15 protein-coding genes are annotated in these 17,219 nt (G+C 71.2%); 5 read left to right on the top strand and 10 right to left on the bottom strand.

The genetic code is table 11. The annotated features are described in order from the left end of the window. On the top strand, window positions 1-1,144 hold a 1,144-nt coding region (locus AUV07_RS03515), incomplete at its 5' end, for a DNA polymerase Y family protein (RefSeq protein WP_231868188.1). Beyond that, window positions 1,144-4,599, top strand: a complete 3,456-nt coding sequence (locus tag AUV07_RS03510) for an error-prone DNA polymerase (protein WP_062633939.1) — start codon at window positions 1,144-1,146, stop codon at window positions 4,597-4,599. The genes AUV07_RS03515 and AUV07_RS03510, both read left to right, overlap by 1 nt. Window positions 4,600-4,632: 33 nt before the next feature. On the opposite strand, the gene AUV07_RS03505 is transcribed toward AUV07_RS03510, so the two are convergent. Together AUV07_RS03505 and AUV07_RS03500 are read right to left on the bottom strand one after the other, a co-directional pair. Further along, complete coding sequence (locus AUV07_RS03505) at window positions 4,633-5,013, bottom strand: hypothetical protein (protein ID WP_025105120.1); 381 nt, start codon at window positions 5,011-5,013, stop codon at window positions 4,633-4,635. 388 nt (window positions 5,014-5,401) lie between these two features. Beyond that, the gene (locus AUV07_RS03500) at window positions 5,402-5,617 is read right to left on the bottom strand and encodes a hypothetical protein (protein ID WP_062633935.1); all 216 of its coding nucleotides are present in this window, start codon (window positions 5,615-5,617) and stop codon (window positions 5,402-5,404) included. 84 nt (window positions 5,618-5,701) lie between these two features. Here AUV07_RS03500 and AUV07_RS03495 point away from each other — a divergent pair, with 84 nt between their 5' ends. Then, window positions 5,702-6,565: a DUF72 domain-containing protein gene (locus tag AUV07_RS03495; protein WP_062633934.1), complete on the top strand. Its 864-nt coding sequence runs from the start codon at window positions 5,702-5,704 to the stop codon at window positions 6,563-6,565. A 17-nt stretch (window positions 6,566-6,582) separates the two neighbouring features. Here AUV07_RS03495 and AUV07_RS03490 read toward each other — a convergent pair whose 3' ends face one another. Next, window positions 6,583-7,164, bottom strand: a complete 582-nt coding sequence (locus AUV07_RS03490) for an NADPH-dependent FMN reductase (protein WP_062633933.1) — start codon at window positions 7,162-7,164, stop codon at window positions 6,583-6,585. Between the two features lie 128 nt (window positions 7,165-7,292). Here AUV07_RS03490 and helR point away from each other — a divergent pair, with 128 nt between their 5' ends. Together helR and AUV07_RS17495 are read left to right on the top strand one after the other, a co-directional pair. Next, window positions 7,293-9,422 carry an RNA polymerase recycling motor ATPase HelR gene (gene helR / locus AUV07_RS03485; protein ID WP_231868187.1) on the top strand — a complete coding sequence of 710 codons (2,130 nt, stop codon included), beginning with the start codon at window positions 7,293-7,295 and terminating at the stop codon, window positions 9,420-9,422. A gap of 43 nt (window positions 9,423-9,465) precedes the next feature. Beyond that, window positions 9,466-9,624 carry a hypothetical protein gene (locus AUV07_RS17495; protein ID WP_157523899.1) on the top strand — a complete coding sequence of 53 codons (159 nt, stop codon included), beginning with the start codon at window positions 9,466-9,468 and terminating at the stop codon, window positions 9,622-9,624. A gap of 3 nt (window positions 9,625-9,627) precedes the next feature. Here the strand turns inward: AUV07_RS17495 and AUV07_RS03480 are convergent, their stop codons facing one another. The 7 genes from AUV07_RS03480 to AUV07_RS03450 form a co-directional block, all read right to left on the bottom strand. After that, window positions 9,628-9,840: a DUF2188 domain-containing protein gene (locus AUV07_RS03480; protein WP_062633931.1), complete on the bottom strand. Its 213-nt coding sequence runs from the start codon at window positions 9,838-9,840 to the stop codon at window positions 9,628-9,630. Beyond that, on the bottom strand, window positions 9,840-10,157 hold the full coding sequence (locus AUV07_RS03475) for a hypothetical protein (protein WP_062633930.1): 318 nt from the start codon (window positions 10,155-10,157) through the stop codon (window positions 9,840-9,842). The genes AUV07_RS03480 and AUV07_RS03475 overlap by 1 nt, the downstream gene beginning before the upstream one ends. 109 nt (window positions 10,158-10,266) lie before the next feature. Then, the gene (locus AUV07_RS03470; protein WP_062633928.1) at window positions 10,267-10,482 is read right to left on the bottom strand and encodes a hypothetical protein; all 216 of its coding nucleotides are present in this window, start codon (window positions 10,480-10,482) and stop codon (window positions 10,267-10,269) included. Continuing rightward, window positions 10,479-13,550 carry a hypothetical protein gene (locus tag AUV07_RS03465; RefSeq protein ID WP_157523897.1) on the bottom strand — a complete coding sequence of 1,024 codons (3,072 nt, stop codon included), beginning with the start codon at window positions 13,548-13,550 and terminating at the stop codon, window positions 10,479-10,481. The genes AUV07_RS03470 and AUV07_RS03465 overlap by 4 nt, the downstream gene beginning before the upstream one ends. A 37-nt stretch (window positions 13,551-13,587) precedes the next feature. Further along, window positions 13,588-13,938 (bottom strand): hypothetical protein, encoded by a 351-nt coding sequence (locus AUV07_RS03460; protein ID WP_062633924.1) that lies wholly within the window; start codon window positions 13,936-13,938, stop codon window positions 13,588-13,590. Window positions 13,939-14,023: 85 nt separating this feature from the next. Further along, window positions 14,024-15,487, bottom strand: a complete 1,464-nt coding sequence (locus tag AUV07_RS03455) for a purine-cytosine permease family protein (protein ID WP_062633922.1) — start codon at window positions 15,485-15,487, stop codon at window positions 14,024-14,026. A gap of 69 nt (window positions 15,488-15,556) precedes the next feature. Beyond that, window positions 15,557-17,200 (bottom strand): amidohydrolase, encoded by a 1,644-nt coding sequence (locus AUV07_RS03450; RefSeq protein ID WP_062633920.1) that lies wholly within the window; start codon window positions 17,198-17,200, stop codon window positions 15,557-15,559. Window positions 17,201-17,219 lie beyond the last annotated feature (19 nt).

Here is a 17,219-nt window from a genome sequence, read left to right as displayed (position 1 = left end):
CCCCGAAGTGCGTGTCGGCGTCGCCGACGGCCCCTTCACCGCCGAGATCGCGGCCCGAGGAACGGCGTCCTGCACGGTCGTGCCCCCGGGCGGCTCCCGGGAGTTCCTGGCCCCCTATCCCGTGCAGGTGCTCCGCGACGAGCAGATCAGCGATCTCCTCCTCCGCCTCGGCGTGCGCACTCTCGGCGAGTTCACCGCGCTCGCCCCTCTCGACGTCCGCGACCGCTTCGGCGAGCACGGTGCCCGCCTGCAGGCCCTCGCCGCCGGCGCCGACTCCCGGCCCCTGGCTCCCCGGCCGCCCGACCCCGAACTGGCCAGGACCATCGAGTTCGAGTCCCCTCTCGGAGGCACCGACCAGGTGGCCTTCGCCGTGCGGCAGACCGCCGATGCCGTGATGCTCGCTCTGGCGGACGCGTCGCTCGTGTGCACCGAGGTGCGGATCGACCTGACCGACGACGACGGCGCCGTCCACTCCCGCACCTGGCTGCACCCGACGAGCTTCGACGCCGCCGACCTCGTGGACCGCGTGCGCTGGCAGCTGGAGGCGCTGGCCGCCCTGACCGCGAGCGCGCCCGTCGACGAGGCGAGGGCGTTCGGGGGCATCGTGGCCGCCCGTCTCCTCCCCGTCGCGGTGGATGATGCGGCCCACCACCAACCGGGACTCTTCGGCTCGGGTACCGATGAGCGACTGCATCACGCGGTCTCCCGGGTGCAGACCATGCTGGGGCATCAGGGCGTGGTCACCGCCGCCCTCTCCGGAGGGCGCTGGCTCGCCGATCGTCAGGTACTCACGCCGTGGGGCGAGCGCCCGGTCCCGCCTCGTGATCCACGGTCCCCCTGGCCGGGGAGCCTCCCCGACCCTCTCCCCTCCGAGGTGTTCCGCCCCCCGCGCCCCATCGGCGTCGTCGCCGCGGACGGGAGCACGATCGACGTCGACGATCGCGGCGTCCTCACGCATGACCCCGCCCGCATCGACGGGGCGACCGTGCAGGCCTGGGCCGGCCCGTGGCCCGTGCACGAGCGGCGGTGGAGCACGGGCGGCGGCAAACGAGGCCACCGGCTCCAGATCGTCGACGACCGCGACCGCGCCTGGCTGGTCTTCCTGGCCGGCGAGCGCTGGTGGGCCGAGGGGAGGTACCGCTGATGGGCTGGCACAATCCGCCGTTGACCTGGGATCAGCTCGAGCGCACCCTCAGCGGCGAGCCCACCCCCGAAGCGACCTCCGCACCGCGGGGGCTCCGCCCGGATCCCGGACCGGTGAGTCGACCGCGGAAGCTCGTCCCCCCGACCCTCCCGGAGCGCCCAGAGGAGGCGGTGCCCTATGCCGAGCTGCACGCGCACTCGTCCTACTCCTTCCTCGACGGGGCGTCCTCCCCCGAGGATCTACTCGCGGAGGCCGAGCGTCTCGGCCTGAGCGCGCTCGCGCTCACCGACCACGACGGGTTCTACGGCGCCGCGCGCTTCGCCGAGCTGGCGGAGCTCATGGAGCTGCGGCTGCAGACCGTCTACGGCGCCGAGCTCTCCCTCGATCTCCCCTCCGCTCCGCAGGGGGCCGCCGATCCGCCGGGCACGCATCTGCTCGTGCTCGCCCGGGGCCTCGAGGGATACCACCGCCTGTCGGGGGCGATCACCGCGGCCCAGCTCCGCGGCGGGGAGAAGGGACGCCCGGTCTACGACCTCGACGAGCTCGCGGCGACCGCCGACGGGCACTGGACGATCCTCACCGGCTGCCGCAAGGGGGCGGTACGACAGGGGCTGGAGGCCGGGGACGCCGCCGCACCGCTGCGCCACCTCGTCGACCTCTTCGGACGCGACAACATCACCGTCGAGCTCTTCGACCACGGCGATCCGCTGGACACCCGGCGCAACGACGCCCTGGCCGACCTCGCCCGCCGGATGCGGCTGCCCGTCGTGGCGACCAACAACGTGCACTACGCCCGCCCGGATCAGGCCCCTCTCGCCGAGGCGGTGGCCGCGGTCCGCGCGGTCCGGAGCATGGACGAGCTCGACGGCTGGCTCCCGGCCCATGGCGGCGCGCACCTGCGCAGCGGCGCGGAGATGACGGCGCGCTTCCGGCGGTACCCCGGTGCGATCTCGCACGGCCTGGAGCTGGCCGCGGCCTCGGCCTTCCCACTCCGGATGGCGCGCCCGGCCCTCCCCCGCCAGGACGTGCCGACGGGACACACCCCGATGAGCTGGCTGCGGCACCTGGTCTGGGAGGCGGTCCCGTCGAAGTATCCGCGGCTGGACGAGGACGGCCGTCGGCGCATCGCCCGCGAGCTCGACGTGATCGAGGAGAAGGACTTCCCCGGATACTTCCTCATCGTGCACGGCATCGTGGCGGAAGCCCGGCGACGCGGCATCCTCTGCCAGGGCCGGGGTTCCGCGGCGGCGAGCGCGGTCTGCTACCTGCTGGGCATCACCGCGGTCGATCCGATCCTCTACCGTCTCCCCTTCGAGCGCTTCCTCGCCACCACCCGCACGGAGGAGCCGGACATCGACGTGGACTTCGACTCACGGCGCCGGGAGGAGATCATCCAGTGGGTCTATCGGGAGTACGGCAGGGAGCGGGCGGCCCAGGTGGCGAACGTCATCCAGTACCGTCCGAAGAACGCGGTCCGCGACATGGCCAGAGCCCTGGGGCACTCCCCGGGGCAGCAGGACTCCTGGTCGCGGCAGGTGGACGGCTGGGGATCGGGACTCGAACCCGTCGAGGGCCACGACATCCCCGAGACCGTGCTCGACTACGCAGCCGAGCTGCTGAAGGCTCCGCGGCACCTGGGGATCCACTCGGGCGGCATGGTCCTCACGGCCCGGCCGGTCGGCGAGGTGGTGCCGGTCGAGCACGCCCGCATGGAGGACCGCACCGTCATCCAGTGGGACAAGGACGACGCCGCCTTCATGGGGCTGGTGAAGTTCGACCTCCTCGGCCTGGGCATGCTCGCGGCGCTGCAGCACTGCTTCGACCTGGTCCGGGAGGCGACGGGCGAGGAGTGGACGCTGGAGACCCTGCCGAAGGAGGAGGCCGGCGTCTATGACATGCTCTGCCGGGCCGACTCGATCGGCGTCTTCCAGGTGGAGTCCCGCGCGCAGATCGGGCTGCTCCCCCGGCTGCAGCCGCGGCGCTTCTACGACCTCGCCATCCAGATCGCCCTCATCCGCCCCGGACCCATCCAGGGCGGCGCCGTGCACCCGTTCGTCCGTCGGAAGATGGCGAAGGACAAGGTGGACGAGGCCAACCGGGAACGGGAGGCCAGGGGCGAGCCCCCGGAGGAGTTCCCCATCCCCTACCCGCACAGCGACCTCGAGGACATCCTCGAGCGGACACTCGGCATCCCCATCTTCCAGGAGCAGCTCATCCAGATGGCCACGGCCGTCGGCGACTGCACGGCCGACGAGGCCGACCTGCTGCGCCGGGCGATGGGGTCGAAGCGGGGTCTGGAGAAGATCGAGAAGGTCAGGGACAAGCTGTACGCCGGGATGGCCCGCCGCGGGCTCGTCGACGAGGCCGCCGACCGGATCTACGCGCAGATCCAGGCGTTCTCGAACTTCGGCTTCGCGGAGTCCCATTCGCTGTCCTTCGCCCTGCTCGTCTACGCGAGCTCATGGTTGAAGCTGCACTATCCGGCCGCGTTCCTCGCGGGCCTGCTGCGGTCGCAGCCGATGGGCTTCTACTCCCCCGCGACCCTCACGGCGGATGCCCGTCGGCACGGCGTGGAGGTCCGGCGCCCGGATCTCCACCTCTCCGGCGCCACAGAGACCCTCGAACCTCTCTCGCCGGACGCCGCAGGGACGACCGGGAGGGACGACTGCCTGGCCGACCCGCAGCCGCCCGTGCATCGGTTCGACCGGAGCGCACCGGACGAGTCCGCGGCGCACCGGCGGGACGGACGGTACGCGGTGCGCCTGGGGCTCAGCGGCATCCGCGGGATCGGAGTGCCGATGGCAGAGCGCATCGTCGCCGAGCGGGAAGCGCACGGCCCTTACCGCGATCTGCACGACCTCGTGCGCCGGACCGACGCCACGGCCGCGCAATTGGAGGCCCTCGCCACCGCCGGAGCCTTCGCGTGCCTCGGGTTGGAGCGCCGGGAGGCCATCTGGCTCGCCGGGGCTGCCGCGGAAGACCGCGCCCGATTCCTCCCGGGGACCACGGTGGCGGTGCAGCCGCCGCTGTTCGCCGACCAGACCAGCTACGAGCGCCTCTCGGCCGATCTCTGGGCCACGGGCATCTCGACCGACGACCACCCGATGACGCACTTCCGCGACGACCTCCGGGCTCGCGGTGTCCTGACGGCCGCAGACCTGCAGCGCCACGAGACCGGACGACGCGTCGAGGTGGCCGGTCTCGTCACTCATCGACAGCGCCCCGCCACGGCCGCCGGCGTCACCTTCGTCAACCTCGAGGACGAGAGCGGGTTGGTGAACGTGATCTGCTCGACGGGGGTCTGGGGCCGGTTCGGTCGCATCGCCCGGGAGTCCCCGGCGCTCATCATCCGCGGCATCCTCGAGCGCTCCCCGGAGGGGGTCGTCAATGTGCTCGCCGACGCCTTCGAAGACCTCCGCACGGGGGTCATGCACCGCTCGCGGGACTTCCGATGACCCCGGTGCGGGAGGGGCCCCGGCCTCCGGCGGTCACCAGAAGCGTTCGGGCTCCTCCGGCGGGGGACGGTCCGATCCACCCCAGCGATCCGCCTCGGCCTTGGCCGCGTTGACCGCCGCATCCGCGCCGCGCAGAGCGATGCCCGCGCCGCTGGCCGACGGCCCGATGGGGTCGATGAGCAGCGACGTCCGCGGAGCGACGCCCACCGCCACCGTGCAGTCGAGGACACGGCCGATCCAGTGCGTCACCTCAGCTCGGGGCTCCTCGGCGCGGCGGTAGCGGATACCGGTGTCCAGGTCGAGCAGCGACAGGACGACGGGCTCCTGCGTCTGGGGGTCGACGAGTTCGGAGACCTCGACCCGGTGCCCGACCGGGAGTGCGACCTGACCGGCGAAGACGAGCATCCTGTCCATGCCCCCACCCTACGGAACGGTCCGTATCGGCGACAGGGCCGGGAGCCGAGCAGAATTTTCGAAGAAACTTTTGTCCCCCAAATGGCGGACAAGAGGATTAAGGGATATTCTGCTCTTCGTAGCGGGGGCTACCGGCTGAATCTCTGGGGGATCAGCCGTAGAGACAGCGAGACTTCGCCGCCTCCCCAACCGTCCGGGTAGGACGGTGAGCCCTCTCGGCAGCACCGGGTTGGGGCGGTCCCGTCGAGAGGGCATACCCCGCGGCTAGCCACCGTCCCGCTGAGCGTCAACCCCGGCGAGAGCACGCACCGCTCGGACTACGGTCGTTCGTCATGACGCCTCTCCCCTGTCTCGAACGCCGCCCCGGCGCACCTGCCGCCGGAGGCCGTCAGTCGTCGGTGGGCTCATCGAGGCCGTCCTCATCCAGCGGCACTTCGATGCGCTGCTCCGCGGCGTCCGCCGGGTCCGCCTCGATGGGGTGCGGCTCCGGTGCCGAGGGGGTCGGCGCTTCCGGGTCCTCGGGAACCTCCTCCGCAAGGCGCTCCTGCTCCTGCAGGTCGGCCTCGGGCTTCACATCGTGGATCGGATGGTCATTGAGAGACATGGCTCCTCCTCCTTCGGTGTGGATGCCTCCAGCCTGCCGAGGCCGCACGACAGCGGCAAGGGGCTTGACCCGACGGAGCCGGCCATGACGAGGAAGAGCGGGCAGGGCCGGGTACGCATCGGCGTCTCCGGGTGGCGGTACGCCCGGTGGCGCGGCGACTTCTACCCGCGCGGCCTCCCGCAGCGTCGAGAGCTCGAGCACATCGGATCGCAGTTCCCCACCGTCGAGCTCAACGGCTCGTTCTACTCCCTGCAGCGGCCCGAGAGCTACCGCCGGTGGGCCGCGAGCGTTCCCGACGACTTCGTGTTCGCGGTCAAAGGCTCACGCTACGTCAGCCACATGCTGCGACTGCGGAACGTCGAGCAGGCACTGGCGAACTTCTTCGCGTCGGGCGTCCTCGCCCTCGGCCCCCGCCTCGGCCCGATCCTGTGGCAGCTCCCCGAGCGCCAGCGCTTCGACCCGGAGCTCCTGGAGTCCTTCTTCGACGCGCTTCCCCGGACGACGGCCGACGCTCTCGCCCTCGCCCGACGGCACGACGAGCGGCTGCAGGACCGGGCCTGGCTGGAGATCGATGCCGACCGCCCGCTCCGCTATGCCCTCGAACCGCGTTCCGATTCCTTCGCCGACCCCTCGAGCCTGAGGCTCCTGCAGCACCACGGGGCTTCCCTCGTCATCGCCGACACCGCAGGCAGATGGCCACGGTTCGATGCCCTCACCGCGGACTTCGTCTACGTTCGTCTCCACGGCGCGCAGATGCTCTATCACAGCGCCTACACCAAGACTGAGCTGCGGGAGTGGGCGGCGCTCATCCGCGGGTGGGCTGACGGGACCGGCGCCGACGACGGGAGACCGCGCGACGTCTTCGTGTACTTCGACAACGACGCCCGCGGGCACGCACCCCACGACGCCCTGGCGTTGAGCGCGCTCGTGGCGGACGCGCCTTCCTGACGCGGCGAGCGCGGCGGCTACCGGTCGCCGACGTGACCCGGAGCGGTGAGCGACAGCACCCGCTCGACGAACGCCGCGTACTCCTCCATGTAGTGCGCGAGGAACTTCTCGGTGTCGGCATCGTGCACCTGACCGTCGGCACCGAAGACCTCGGGCCGGAACGTGATGTACGCCTCCGGGGCGTTCAGCTGCGGCGCATTGAGGAAGCTCAGCACGCTCCGCATCGACGACTGCATGACCGCGGTGCCGATCGCTCCGGTCGAGGCGCCGATGATGCCGGTGGGCTTGCGCGCGAACGAGTTGTGACCCCAGGGCCGCGAGCCCCAGTCGATGGCGTTCTTCAACGCCCCGGGGATCGAGCGGTTGTACTCCGGCGAGACGAGCAGCAGACCCTCTGCCCCCTCGATCGCTCTCTTGAACGCGGTGACCGCAGCGACGGGTTCGAGCTCGTCGTCGCGGTTGTAGAGGGGGAGGTCGCGGATCGGGATCTCCACGAGCTCGAGGTCCGGCGGGGCGAGCCGTACGAGCGCCGTGGCCAGGACGCGATTGATCGAGTCCGATGCGAGGCTGCCGATGAGGTAGCCGATCCGATGGGTCATGGTGAGGTCCCCTCGTCTCCGTGCATCTCCAGGATATCGCCGGGGTGGGGGCTTGCCACAAGGCCCCCGTCGGGAGGCAGAATCGACGGCTCGCGTGCCCCCGCATGCCCTCGCGAAGGAGATGTCCCGTGCTCGACCCCTTTGATCTGCCCGACGACCACGCGGCGAAATCCGCAGACGACCTCATCGCCGCCGACCGCGCCCACCTCCGGCGCCTCGGCGCCGCTCTGTCCCGAGAACAGGACGCCCTGACGGCTCGTCTCGCCCTCGTGCGCCGGCAGGCCGCCGACGCAGGCGTCACGGCGGTCGATCGCGACCTGGAGATCCGCCGCCTCAGTGCGACGCTGCGCCTGCGGGAGCGGTACGGCATCGACATGTGCCTGGGCCGGATGACCCCGGCGGCCGGACCGCCGGTGTACATCGGTCGCGCCGGGGTGTCCGATACGGACGGCACCCGCCTGCTGGTCGACTGGCGGGCTCCGGCAGCGGAACCGTACTTCGCCGCGACCTGGGAAGACCCCCGGGGCCTCCTCTCCCGGCGACGGTACCGGTGGAACCGAGGCAGGATCACGGACTACTGGGACGAGGCGCTGTCGCCGGAGGGCCTCGACGGCGCCGCCTCCCTCGACGACCAGTCCGCTTTTCTCGCGAGCCTCGAGGCACACCGGACTGGGCGCATGCGGGACGTGCTGGCGACGATCCAGGCGGATCAGGACGCCATCGTGCGCGCCCCTTCGCCCGGCGCTCTGGTCGTGGACGGCGGCCCGGGCACCGGGAAGACCGTCGTCGCGCTGCACCGGGCGGCGCACCTCCTGTACGCCGAGCCGCGGCTGACCACCGGCGCCGGGGGCATGCTGCTCGTGGGACCGAACCCGCAGTACCTCGGCTATGTCGAGGACGTGCTGCCGAGCCTCGGGGAGGACACGGTGCGGTTGTGCACCCTGCGTGATCTCACTCCCGAGGGCGCCGGCGCGATTGCGGAGACGGATTCCCGCGTGGCCGAGCTCAAGCAGCGCCTCGACCCGGAGCTGGTGATCGCGGCGGCGGTCTCCGAGCTCACCCGGCCGCCGATGCACGCGCTCCGCATCGAGGCGCCGTGGGCCGATCTCTGGGTGAGCCGAGAGGAGTGGGCCGATCTGTTCGCCCGTGCGGATCCCGCGTCGCCGCACAACGAGGCTCGTGACGAGGTGTGGGAGGAGGTGCTGGAGATGCTGGTGGACCAGGTTCGCGATCCCGAGGTCCCGGAGTCCTCCGTCCGTCGGTGGCTGCGGCAGGACGACGATCTCACGACGACGTTCGTACGCGCGTGGCCGCTGCTTTCTCCGGCGGCGGTGGTCGCCGCCCTGTGGGCGTCTCCGGCGCTGCTCGCCCGGTGCGCGCCGGATCTCCCGGCGGACGAGCTCGCCTTGCTGCACCGCGCAGAGGGGGCGCCGTGGACGGACGCCGACCTTCCCCTGCTCGATGCCGCGCACCGTCGGCTGGGCGACCCGGAGGCCGTGCGGGAGCAGCACCGCCGGCAGGTCGCGGCCGCGGCGGCGCGGGAGCAGATGTCCGCCGTGGTCGACCACCTCGTCGAGAGCGATGACAGCGAGATGAAGGTGATGTCGATCCTGCGCGGTGCCGACGCGCGGACCGTGCTCGCCGGAGCGGACGTTCCTCCTCCGCTCCCCCCGGACGAGCTCGCCGGCCCGTTCGGGCACGTCGTCGTGGATGAGGCACAGGAGCTCACCGACGCGCAGTGGCGCACGTTGATCGCACGGTGTCCGTCCCGCAGCTTCACGGTGGTGGGCGACAGAGCCCAAGCACGGAGGGCGTTCACGGAGTCGTGGAGTGAGCGTCTGCAACGCCTCGGCCTGCGGAACGTCCGGGTCTCCTCGCTCCGGGTGAACTACCGCACGCCCACCGAGGTGATGGCGGTCGCCGCACCGACCATCCTCGAGGCCCTGCCCGATGCCAACGTCCCGGTGTCCGTGCGGGAGAGCGGCATTCCGGTCCGGCACGGGAACGCCGTGGAGCGGGACGAGGTGGTCGACGCGTGGCTCGCGGCGAACCCGGAGGGAGTCGCCGCGGTCATCGGCGATCCCGGGTTCGCTCCGCGGCCCCGGGTCCGTGCGCTGACGCCGGAAGGCGCGAAGGGACTCGAGTTCGATCTCGTGGTGCTGGTGCGCCCGGAGGCGTTCGGTACCGGGCGGACGGGAGCGGTCGACCGCTACGTGGCCATGACCCGCGCGACCCGAGAACTGGTCATCCTGCGATGAGCACCCCCTGGTCCCGGCGGACCGGGCGCTCTAGCCTGGGGCGATGACGAACGGCGAGGGGGCGGCACCGCATTGCCCGGAGGACGATGTCGTGATGCTCGCCATCCCCGGTGGCTGGAGGTGCCCGGATTGCGGACACCTCCAGCAATCGCAGGATGTCGAGGAGCCGGAGGCTCCGGACGAGTTCACGCCGCGGCGGTGACGATCAGGCGTCGTCGGGTGCGCCGCCGTCGGTGATGGCGCCGGTCGGCTCGCTGTGCTCGATCTCGTGGCGGGCACCGTGCTCCGCCGCGAGAGCTTCCCCCTCCTCGATCGCCTCGTCACGGCTGGTGTAGCTGCGGGAGAGCTCCGGGGCGCCGTCCACCTCGTTGACCCATTGCCCGTTCTTCGACCGGGTGACGACCGCCGAGACGGCCATCAGACGTCCCCCGGCCCCAGGTCGCCCTGCCCCTCGTCGCCGAGGTCGGCGAGGACCGGGTCCTCCCCCTGGCTCTCGGGCTGCGGGGCGGAACCCGGCAGGTCCTCCGCCGGCACCTCATCGTCGGGGTCGGGGATCTCGTCGGGATCGCGGCCGGTGGCTGTCGACGCCTCCAGATCCTCCGGTGCCGCACCCTCGTCGAGGGCTTCCGTGCGCTCCCATTCCGCCTGCGCGGGATCGTTGCTCGGGTCGGCCTCGGTGGTCGCGTCGCCGTCGCGCAGCGGCTGACCGCCGACGTCGTCGGGTGTCGATTCCATGTCTCCTCCTTCGATCGGGCTGCCCCCAGTCTCCCGGCTGGAATCAGAGTGGCCGAGGGGCTTGAGGAGACCTCGCCGAGCCGCTAGGTTCCGGGGCCGGAGGAGAAGGTCAGGCGTAGCCGAGGTCCGGCGCGCCGACGAGGACCTGGTCGACGAAGACGTCGGTGAGGACCGCTTCCACACCGCTCTGCGCTTCGACGGCGGCCCGATGCAGGTGGCTCAGTGCGGCGGCGACGCGCTCGCTCACTCCGTCGAGCACGGTGCGCAGAGCACGGGCGTAGGGCTCGGCGTCGTCCACGCGCGCTCCGGGCTCCGGAGCGCTCATCGTTCCGGCTCCGCAGCGGTGTCCACGGCGCCGCCCGCGACGAGCTCTCGGATCGCCGACGCGAGCGCATCTCGGGACCGCCCGTGCGGGAACGGGCCGGATGCAAAGTCCAGCAAGCTGCGACCGTCGGGGAGCGCGGGCGTCGCGGGATCGACGTCGCCGTGCACGAGGAGGGTCCGCACCAGCGGCGCCAGCGCGGTCTCCTCGATGTCGCGATCCAGCAGCTGCACGAACGGATGCCACTCCGGGAGCATCGCGACGGGTGTCGGGCCCGGGATCGCGCCCTGCTCGAGCAGGCGTCGCAGCACCGGTTCATCTTCCGCGCCCAGCGTGGGGTTGGCGAAGAGGACGTTGACCGGGCTCAGGAACGACAGGGCGGATGACGCGTCGAGGCGCTGGTCCAAGAGCCAGAGCGCGAGCTCGCGGCGACGCTCGGGGTGCGGGTTGCTGAGCGCGGCATCGAGGAGGAACCGGTATCCCGGAGCATCGACGACGACGTCGAGGAGATCGTTGAGCGTGCCGGTGAGTGCGAGATCGGGGAACATCCCGAGTGCGGCGTAGACCTGCTCGATCTCCTCCCGCTCGGGCACCCGATCGAAGACGAAGCTCACGTACGGCGCATCGAGGAGGGTCGGCGGCCCCATGCGCTCGCCCATCCGCAGTGCCCACTGGAGCTGCGGCACCCCGAAGGCCTCGGGGTAGATGGTCTCCAGGGGGTTCGTCGTGTCCACGTCGTCCGGGTCGAGGGCGTCGCGGACCCGCTGCAGCATCCCGTCCGAGGCGCGCCAGTCGACGTCATCCCGCCAGAACACCGCGTGCACGGCGGGCAGGGTCGCTGCGCCGGCGAGGAGGTTCTCGGTCTCAGCGGAGCCAGGGGTCGAAGCCCCGCGATGCACGACCGGGAAGAACCCTCCCGGGTCTCGGTCGACCACGAGCGACAGCAGGTCGTCGGGCACGCCGCCGAACAAGGCGACCTGTTCCTCGAACGTGGGCTCGGGTCGCGCGGCGGCGTCGGGACCCGTCGGATGGGACAGGAAGAGGCCGCGCCCGTCGTGGGTGAAGTGCCACGTCCAGAAGTGGTCCCCGGTGCGGAAACCGCCGCGCATCGCATCGGGGACGAGGGAGGAGCCGGCGAGCGGCGGGCCGTTCCACCGCAGGGGTCCCGGCGCGGGGGCGCCGCCCACGAGGGCGGAGATGTCGGAGATGATCCGGGCGCGGATGCGGAGCTCCCACGGGTTGCTTCCACGCGCGAGGTCGAGCACGGCGTCCGGGCGCGCGATGACGATGATGACCTCGGGGTCGTCGCCGTACGAGGGATCGGGCGTTCCGGCGACGACAGCGACCGCGTGGCCGTTCACCCACCAGAGCGGCGCGGTGAGGAGGCCCGTGGCGCGCATGACGCGGGTGAGCGGGCTGCGGCGATCGATCCCGGTCTTCTCGTTGCGGGCGTGGATCTCCCCCGCCGCTCCCCACCGTTCGCTCATGACGCCGATGAGGTCGTCCGCCCAGGCCTGCAGCGCATCGACCGTCCACACCTCCCCTGACGCGAGCACGACGCGGAGCGCGCGGCCGTGGTCGTCGCGAAGGCCACGTCCGCCGATCTCGAACGTCCGATCCGCCCAGTCGGCGTCTTCCGGCGAGCGCTCCCACCAGGCCCTCGTGACGCGCTCTATATCGGCCAGGAGGTCGTGGTGGTCACCGCTCGTCGGCACCGCGTAGCCGAGGCGTTCCGTGTCGGACGGGCGGTCCTGCTCCGGATACGGACACGCGGCGAAGACCTGCTCGAACCAGGTGCGTCGTTCGTCCCCTTCCCGCGACATCTCGTCGACGGTGAGGGCGCCGCCGAGGCGATACGGCTGCCGCACCGCAGCGCCGAAGCCGAAGTCGTCCATGCCGAAGTCGTTGCGGCGGCCGATCTCCATGAGCGAGGGCGAGACGCACCAGTGCTCCCCGTCGAACCACACCGCGCCGGTGATGACCGGCACGGGCTCGTCGCCGAGCATCCGGAATTCCAGGTCGTGCTCCGCGACCGCACCGCGGGCGTCCTCGCCTCGGGCGGCGATGAGGGCGCGAAGATCGTCCGGCACCCTGTCGAGCATGCGGGCGGCCAGGATCAGCCAGGCCTCCGCCAGGTCCGCCTCCCGTTCGGACGGATCCGCCGCATCCGCCGCATCCGGCGCATCGCCACCGTGCTGCTGCGCCACCTCCGCGAGGAACTGCGCCGGCGCTTCGTCCGCGAACGTCGACGTCGGGTCCTGGATGAGGACGAGGATGCGGCCGTCGTCCGTGAACGTCCAGACCGTCGTCACCCCGCTGCGCGACTGCAGGCTGAAACGGGACGCGGGAACGTCGACGTCGCGCAGTCGCACCTCCCCGGCGCCGAACAGCGTGCTCAGCAGCCAGGCGCGGCGTCGCAGCTCGAGCGGATGCTCGCCGTTCATGAGGAGGTCGTTGTGCATGTCCTCCTCGGGCAGGAGCGCGCTGAGGCTGCCGACGGCGTACTCCCGCGGCAGCACGACCATCGCCTGGCGCAGCATGCTCTGCCGCGGCTCGGCGTCCCAGTTCGTGACGAGCACGCAGTACAGATCGCCGCGGTCCCACATCTCCGCCTCCGGGATACCGACCGAGACGAGGACGACGTCGAGGATGCCTTCCGGATCCTGGTTCTCCCCCACGAGCGAGGGCTTCCGCACCATCGGCGCGCCCCACGCTTCGCGCAGCGTCCGGCGCACACCCTCCGTCCACTCCTCCGCGTAGGCGGCGAATCCCCCCTCGGGGACCACGAGGTCGGCGGGTGGGTTCGGCTGCAGCGACTCGTCGGCGTCGGGGTCGTAGCCGCCGAGCGGGAGCAGCCAGACGCCCTGCGACTCCTCGACCTCCACCCCCTCGAACGTGAAGGCCTCGCGCGTCTCTCCCGCGAGCAGGTGCGCGACGAGCCGGTCGAGGAACCCGGGGACCTCTTCCCTGCCGAACGGCGGTGTGTAGTACGGGAGGTCGTCCTCCGTCTCGCCGCTCGCGTCCGCGTCGTCCCTGCCGGTGTCGTCGACCATGCCCCACCCCGTCGTCATCGAAACAGCCTTGCGACGAGCATACGGACGCGCGGCGTCAATCCTCGGAGTCGATGAGGTCGAGGAGCTTTCGCAGCTCGTCGCGGATCTCCTCGTGGTCATACTGCCCGGCGCGGCTCTCCCCCGAGATCACGCCGGAACGACGCACCTTCTGGAAGTCGCCGAAGGGAAAGCTGTACGCCTTCTTCGTCTCCGGGTTCTCGCTCTTGTCGATGCCGAGGTGCCAGTGGGCGAACTCCGTCCATCCGTGCTCGTCGATGAAGCGGTTCTCGTCCTCTGCGCTCGGCGCCGCCTCGGACCAGTCGTCGCGTTCATCCCGCACGACCTTGCCGTCGCGGACGAGGGAACGCGCGAGCTTCAGCGCCGGTCGATTCAGTTCGATAGCCATGGGGGAACGGTAGGACGGGGGACGACGGCGCCCTACCCCCTTGACGCCCGGTGGCCGAAGAGAGCAACCCCGGAGGCCGCCGGGCTCAGCCGCCGATCTGCGCGCGCACCGTGCGTCCTGCGAGCACGGCGTACAGGCCTATCGAGACCAGGAGCCCGACCGGCACCGAGAGATCGAGCCCGCCCAGCGCCGCGCCGAGCGGGCCGGTCCACACGGTCGTCGACAGGAACATCGCGGTGGCGAAGCCACCGGCGACCACGGAGACGAGACCCGGGATGCCGAAGCCGCCGGTGTACCAGAACCTGCCGCCGGGCCGCTCGTCGAACAGGTCGGTCCCGGAGTACCGGTTGCGGCGCAGGACGATGTCGGCGACGTAGACGCCCATCGTGGGCACGGAGATGATCAGCAGGAACTGCAGCATCAGGTTGACGGCGCTGATCAGGTCGGATGCCACGACGAGCACGATCGTGAACGCGCAGCCGAGCGCACCGATGAGAATCGCGGAGGGGATGCGGCGGATCGGCACGCCGATCGACTGCAGGGCCATGCTCGCCGTGTAGGTCGTCATGCCGTTGAGCGAGATGCAGTTCACCAGGACGCCGAGCACGAACAGCGGGGCGAGCCACACCGGCAGCTTCTCGAGCAGGGAGTACTCGATGCCGTTCGCGAGACTGTCCGGCCCGATGGAGCCGCCCAGCACGACGCCGAAGGCGGTGATGAGCACGGCGGGGAAGAGCTGTCCCAGCGCGGTCGCGCCGATGATGCCGGACGCTTTGGTGTCGCGTGGCAGATAACGGGCCATGTCGGCGCTGTTGCTGAACGACAGCGGCGACGATGCCATCAGCGCGAACGCGATCGTGACGCTCACCCAGACCGGCAGCCCGCTGAGCGGCTCGGGCTGCGCGAATCCCCAATCCAGCGCGGGGGCGATGAAGCCGATGACGAGTGCGAAGATCACGAACAGCCCGATCGAGATCGCCAGGTAGGCCTTCAGGATGAGGGCGTGACCGTACACGGCGACGACCACGGTGATCGTCGAGACCGCGACCGCCACCAGGATCGATGCCGCGATCGGATCGGGGAAGCCCCACCGCACGAGCAGTTCGCCGCCGATGAACGACGCCGCCACCCAGTTCAGCGCGAGGAAAACCCCCGAGATGAACCAGCCGTAGAACGCGATGACGATCTTGTTGCCGTGGATGCCGTAGATCGCTCGCTGGACCACCGAGCCGGAGGTCCCTGCTGCCGGTCCGGAGATGGCGACGATACCCGGCAGCAGAGCGAGCGCGCTCGACGCCAGAATCACCAGCAGCGCCTGCCAGATCTCCAGGCCGAGCACGAGCGTCATCGACGCTCCGACCGTGATGTTCAGCACGCTGACGCCCGGTGCGCTCCAGACGAAGAACAGATCGCGCGCTCTCCCGTGCCGTTGGGCGTCGGTGATGAGTTCGATGCCCCGCGTCTCGGGGGTGCTCGCGGAGTCGACGAAGTCGGATTCGGATCCGGGCGCGACGGCACCAGGAGCGGGGATGGCGGATGTGTCGGACATGACGGTCCTTCCAGGACGGGCACCCTCCTGCGTCACTGCAGGGGGCGTTCGGGATTCAGGAGCGGGAGCTCATGGCCGCCGGTAGGCGACCTCGCCGTGCACGAGGGTGAGCAGCACGGCACCGGTGAGCAGGTCGTCGGTCGGCGCGGACAGCGGGTCGATGTCCAGCACGGCGACGTTCGCGAAGAAACCGGGCGCGATCCGGCCGTAGGCGTCGTCGATCGCGCCGACGTGGGCCGCGCCGGACGTCGCCGCAGCGAGTGCCTGCGCGGCGGTGAACGCACGCTCGGGGTGGTACGGCGGCAGCGCGCGGTCGATCGAGGATCGCCCGGACATCGCGATGAACAGGTTGTGCAGAGCCTCGTGGGGTGCGGTGGGGGCGTCGGTACCCAGCGCGATGGGAACATCGACGTCGCGGAACCAGTTCCACGGGAAGCCGTCCTCAGCGCGCTGATCTCCGAGCATCGCCATCCAGTTGTCCAGGATGGCGGGGTCGCAGTGCACCGGCTGCATGGATGCCGCGATGCCGTGCGCGCGCATCCGTGCGACCGTCTCGGGCGCGACCGACTCCAGGTGCTCGATGCGCGGGCGGCGGGCGGTGCCGGTGCCGTTCGCCCGCTCACAGGCCTCGACGAGGTCGACGGCCAGGGCGCTCGCCGCGTCTCCGATCGCGTGCATCGCGAGCTGCAGGCCGGCGCGGTCGGCGGCGATCGCGACCGGCGTCGCGGCCTCGCGGCTCCAGATCGGGTCGGCGTTCGAGCCGTCGGCGTACGGGCGCACCATCGCGGCGGTGCACGCGTCGATCACGCCGTCGAGGATGAACTTCACTCCGACGACCTTCAGCCACGGCGTGCCCGTGGCCTCGAGCTCGTCACGCAGCTGGACCGCACGCTCGACCTGGGCGAGATCGGCCGCCGGGTCGCCGGTCGAGCTCAGCCACCAGTGCGCGGTGACCGGGAACGGCAGCCGACCGTCGCGGTCGAGCCGACGCCGCAGCGCCGCCATCGACTGCTCTGTCATCCCCATGTCGGCGGCACCGGTGACGCCGGCCGCCAGGTACGCGCCGAAGGCGAGCTCCAGGTGGCCGTCGACCTCCTCCTCGGTCCGGATGCCGTCGAGATAGTCCGCGAGCAGATCCATGGCCGCGGTCTCGAGCAGGAACCCGGTCGCCTCTCCGTCGTCGTCCCGCACGACCTGGCCGCCGATCGGGTCGACGGTGTCGCGGTCGATTCCGGCAGCGCGCAGCGCGGCCGTGTTCACCCAGGTGCTGTGCAGGTCGTTCGCGTCGAGGAAGACCGGGATGTCGTCGATCACCTCGTCGATCATCGCCGCGGTCGGCTGGGTGACGCCGTCGGGCAGCGCATCGAACAGCCAGCTGACGCCCTCGATGATCGTCGCGTCCGGGTTCATCGCCCGCGCCTCGAGCAGCCGCTGCTGGATCTGTGCCACCGAGGTGCAGTCGCGGAGTTGCACCTTGCCCTGCGCGTGGCCAAACATCGCCAGATGGGCGTGCGCCTCGATGACACCGGGCATCACGAACGCCCCGCCGAGGTCCACGACGGCGGCACCCTCACCTGCCGCGGAGCGGACCTCCGTCTCCGTGCCGACAGCGAGGATGCGATCGCCGCGCACGGCGAACGCGGACTGCACTGGAGCATCCGCGAGCCCGTCGAAGACGGTGGCGTTGCGATAGACGGTGGCGGTGTCGGTCATGGTGGTCCCTTCGATCGGA

It is taken from the genome of Microbacterium sp. CH1, assembly GCF_001595495.1.
Classification (GTDB): domain Bacteria; phylum Actinomycetota; class Actinomycetes; order Actinomycetales; family Microbacteriaceae; genus Microbacterium.
This window is presented reverse-complemented; position numbering and strand designations above follow the sequence as displayed.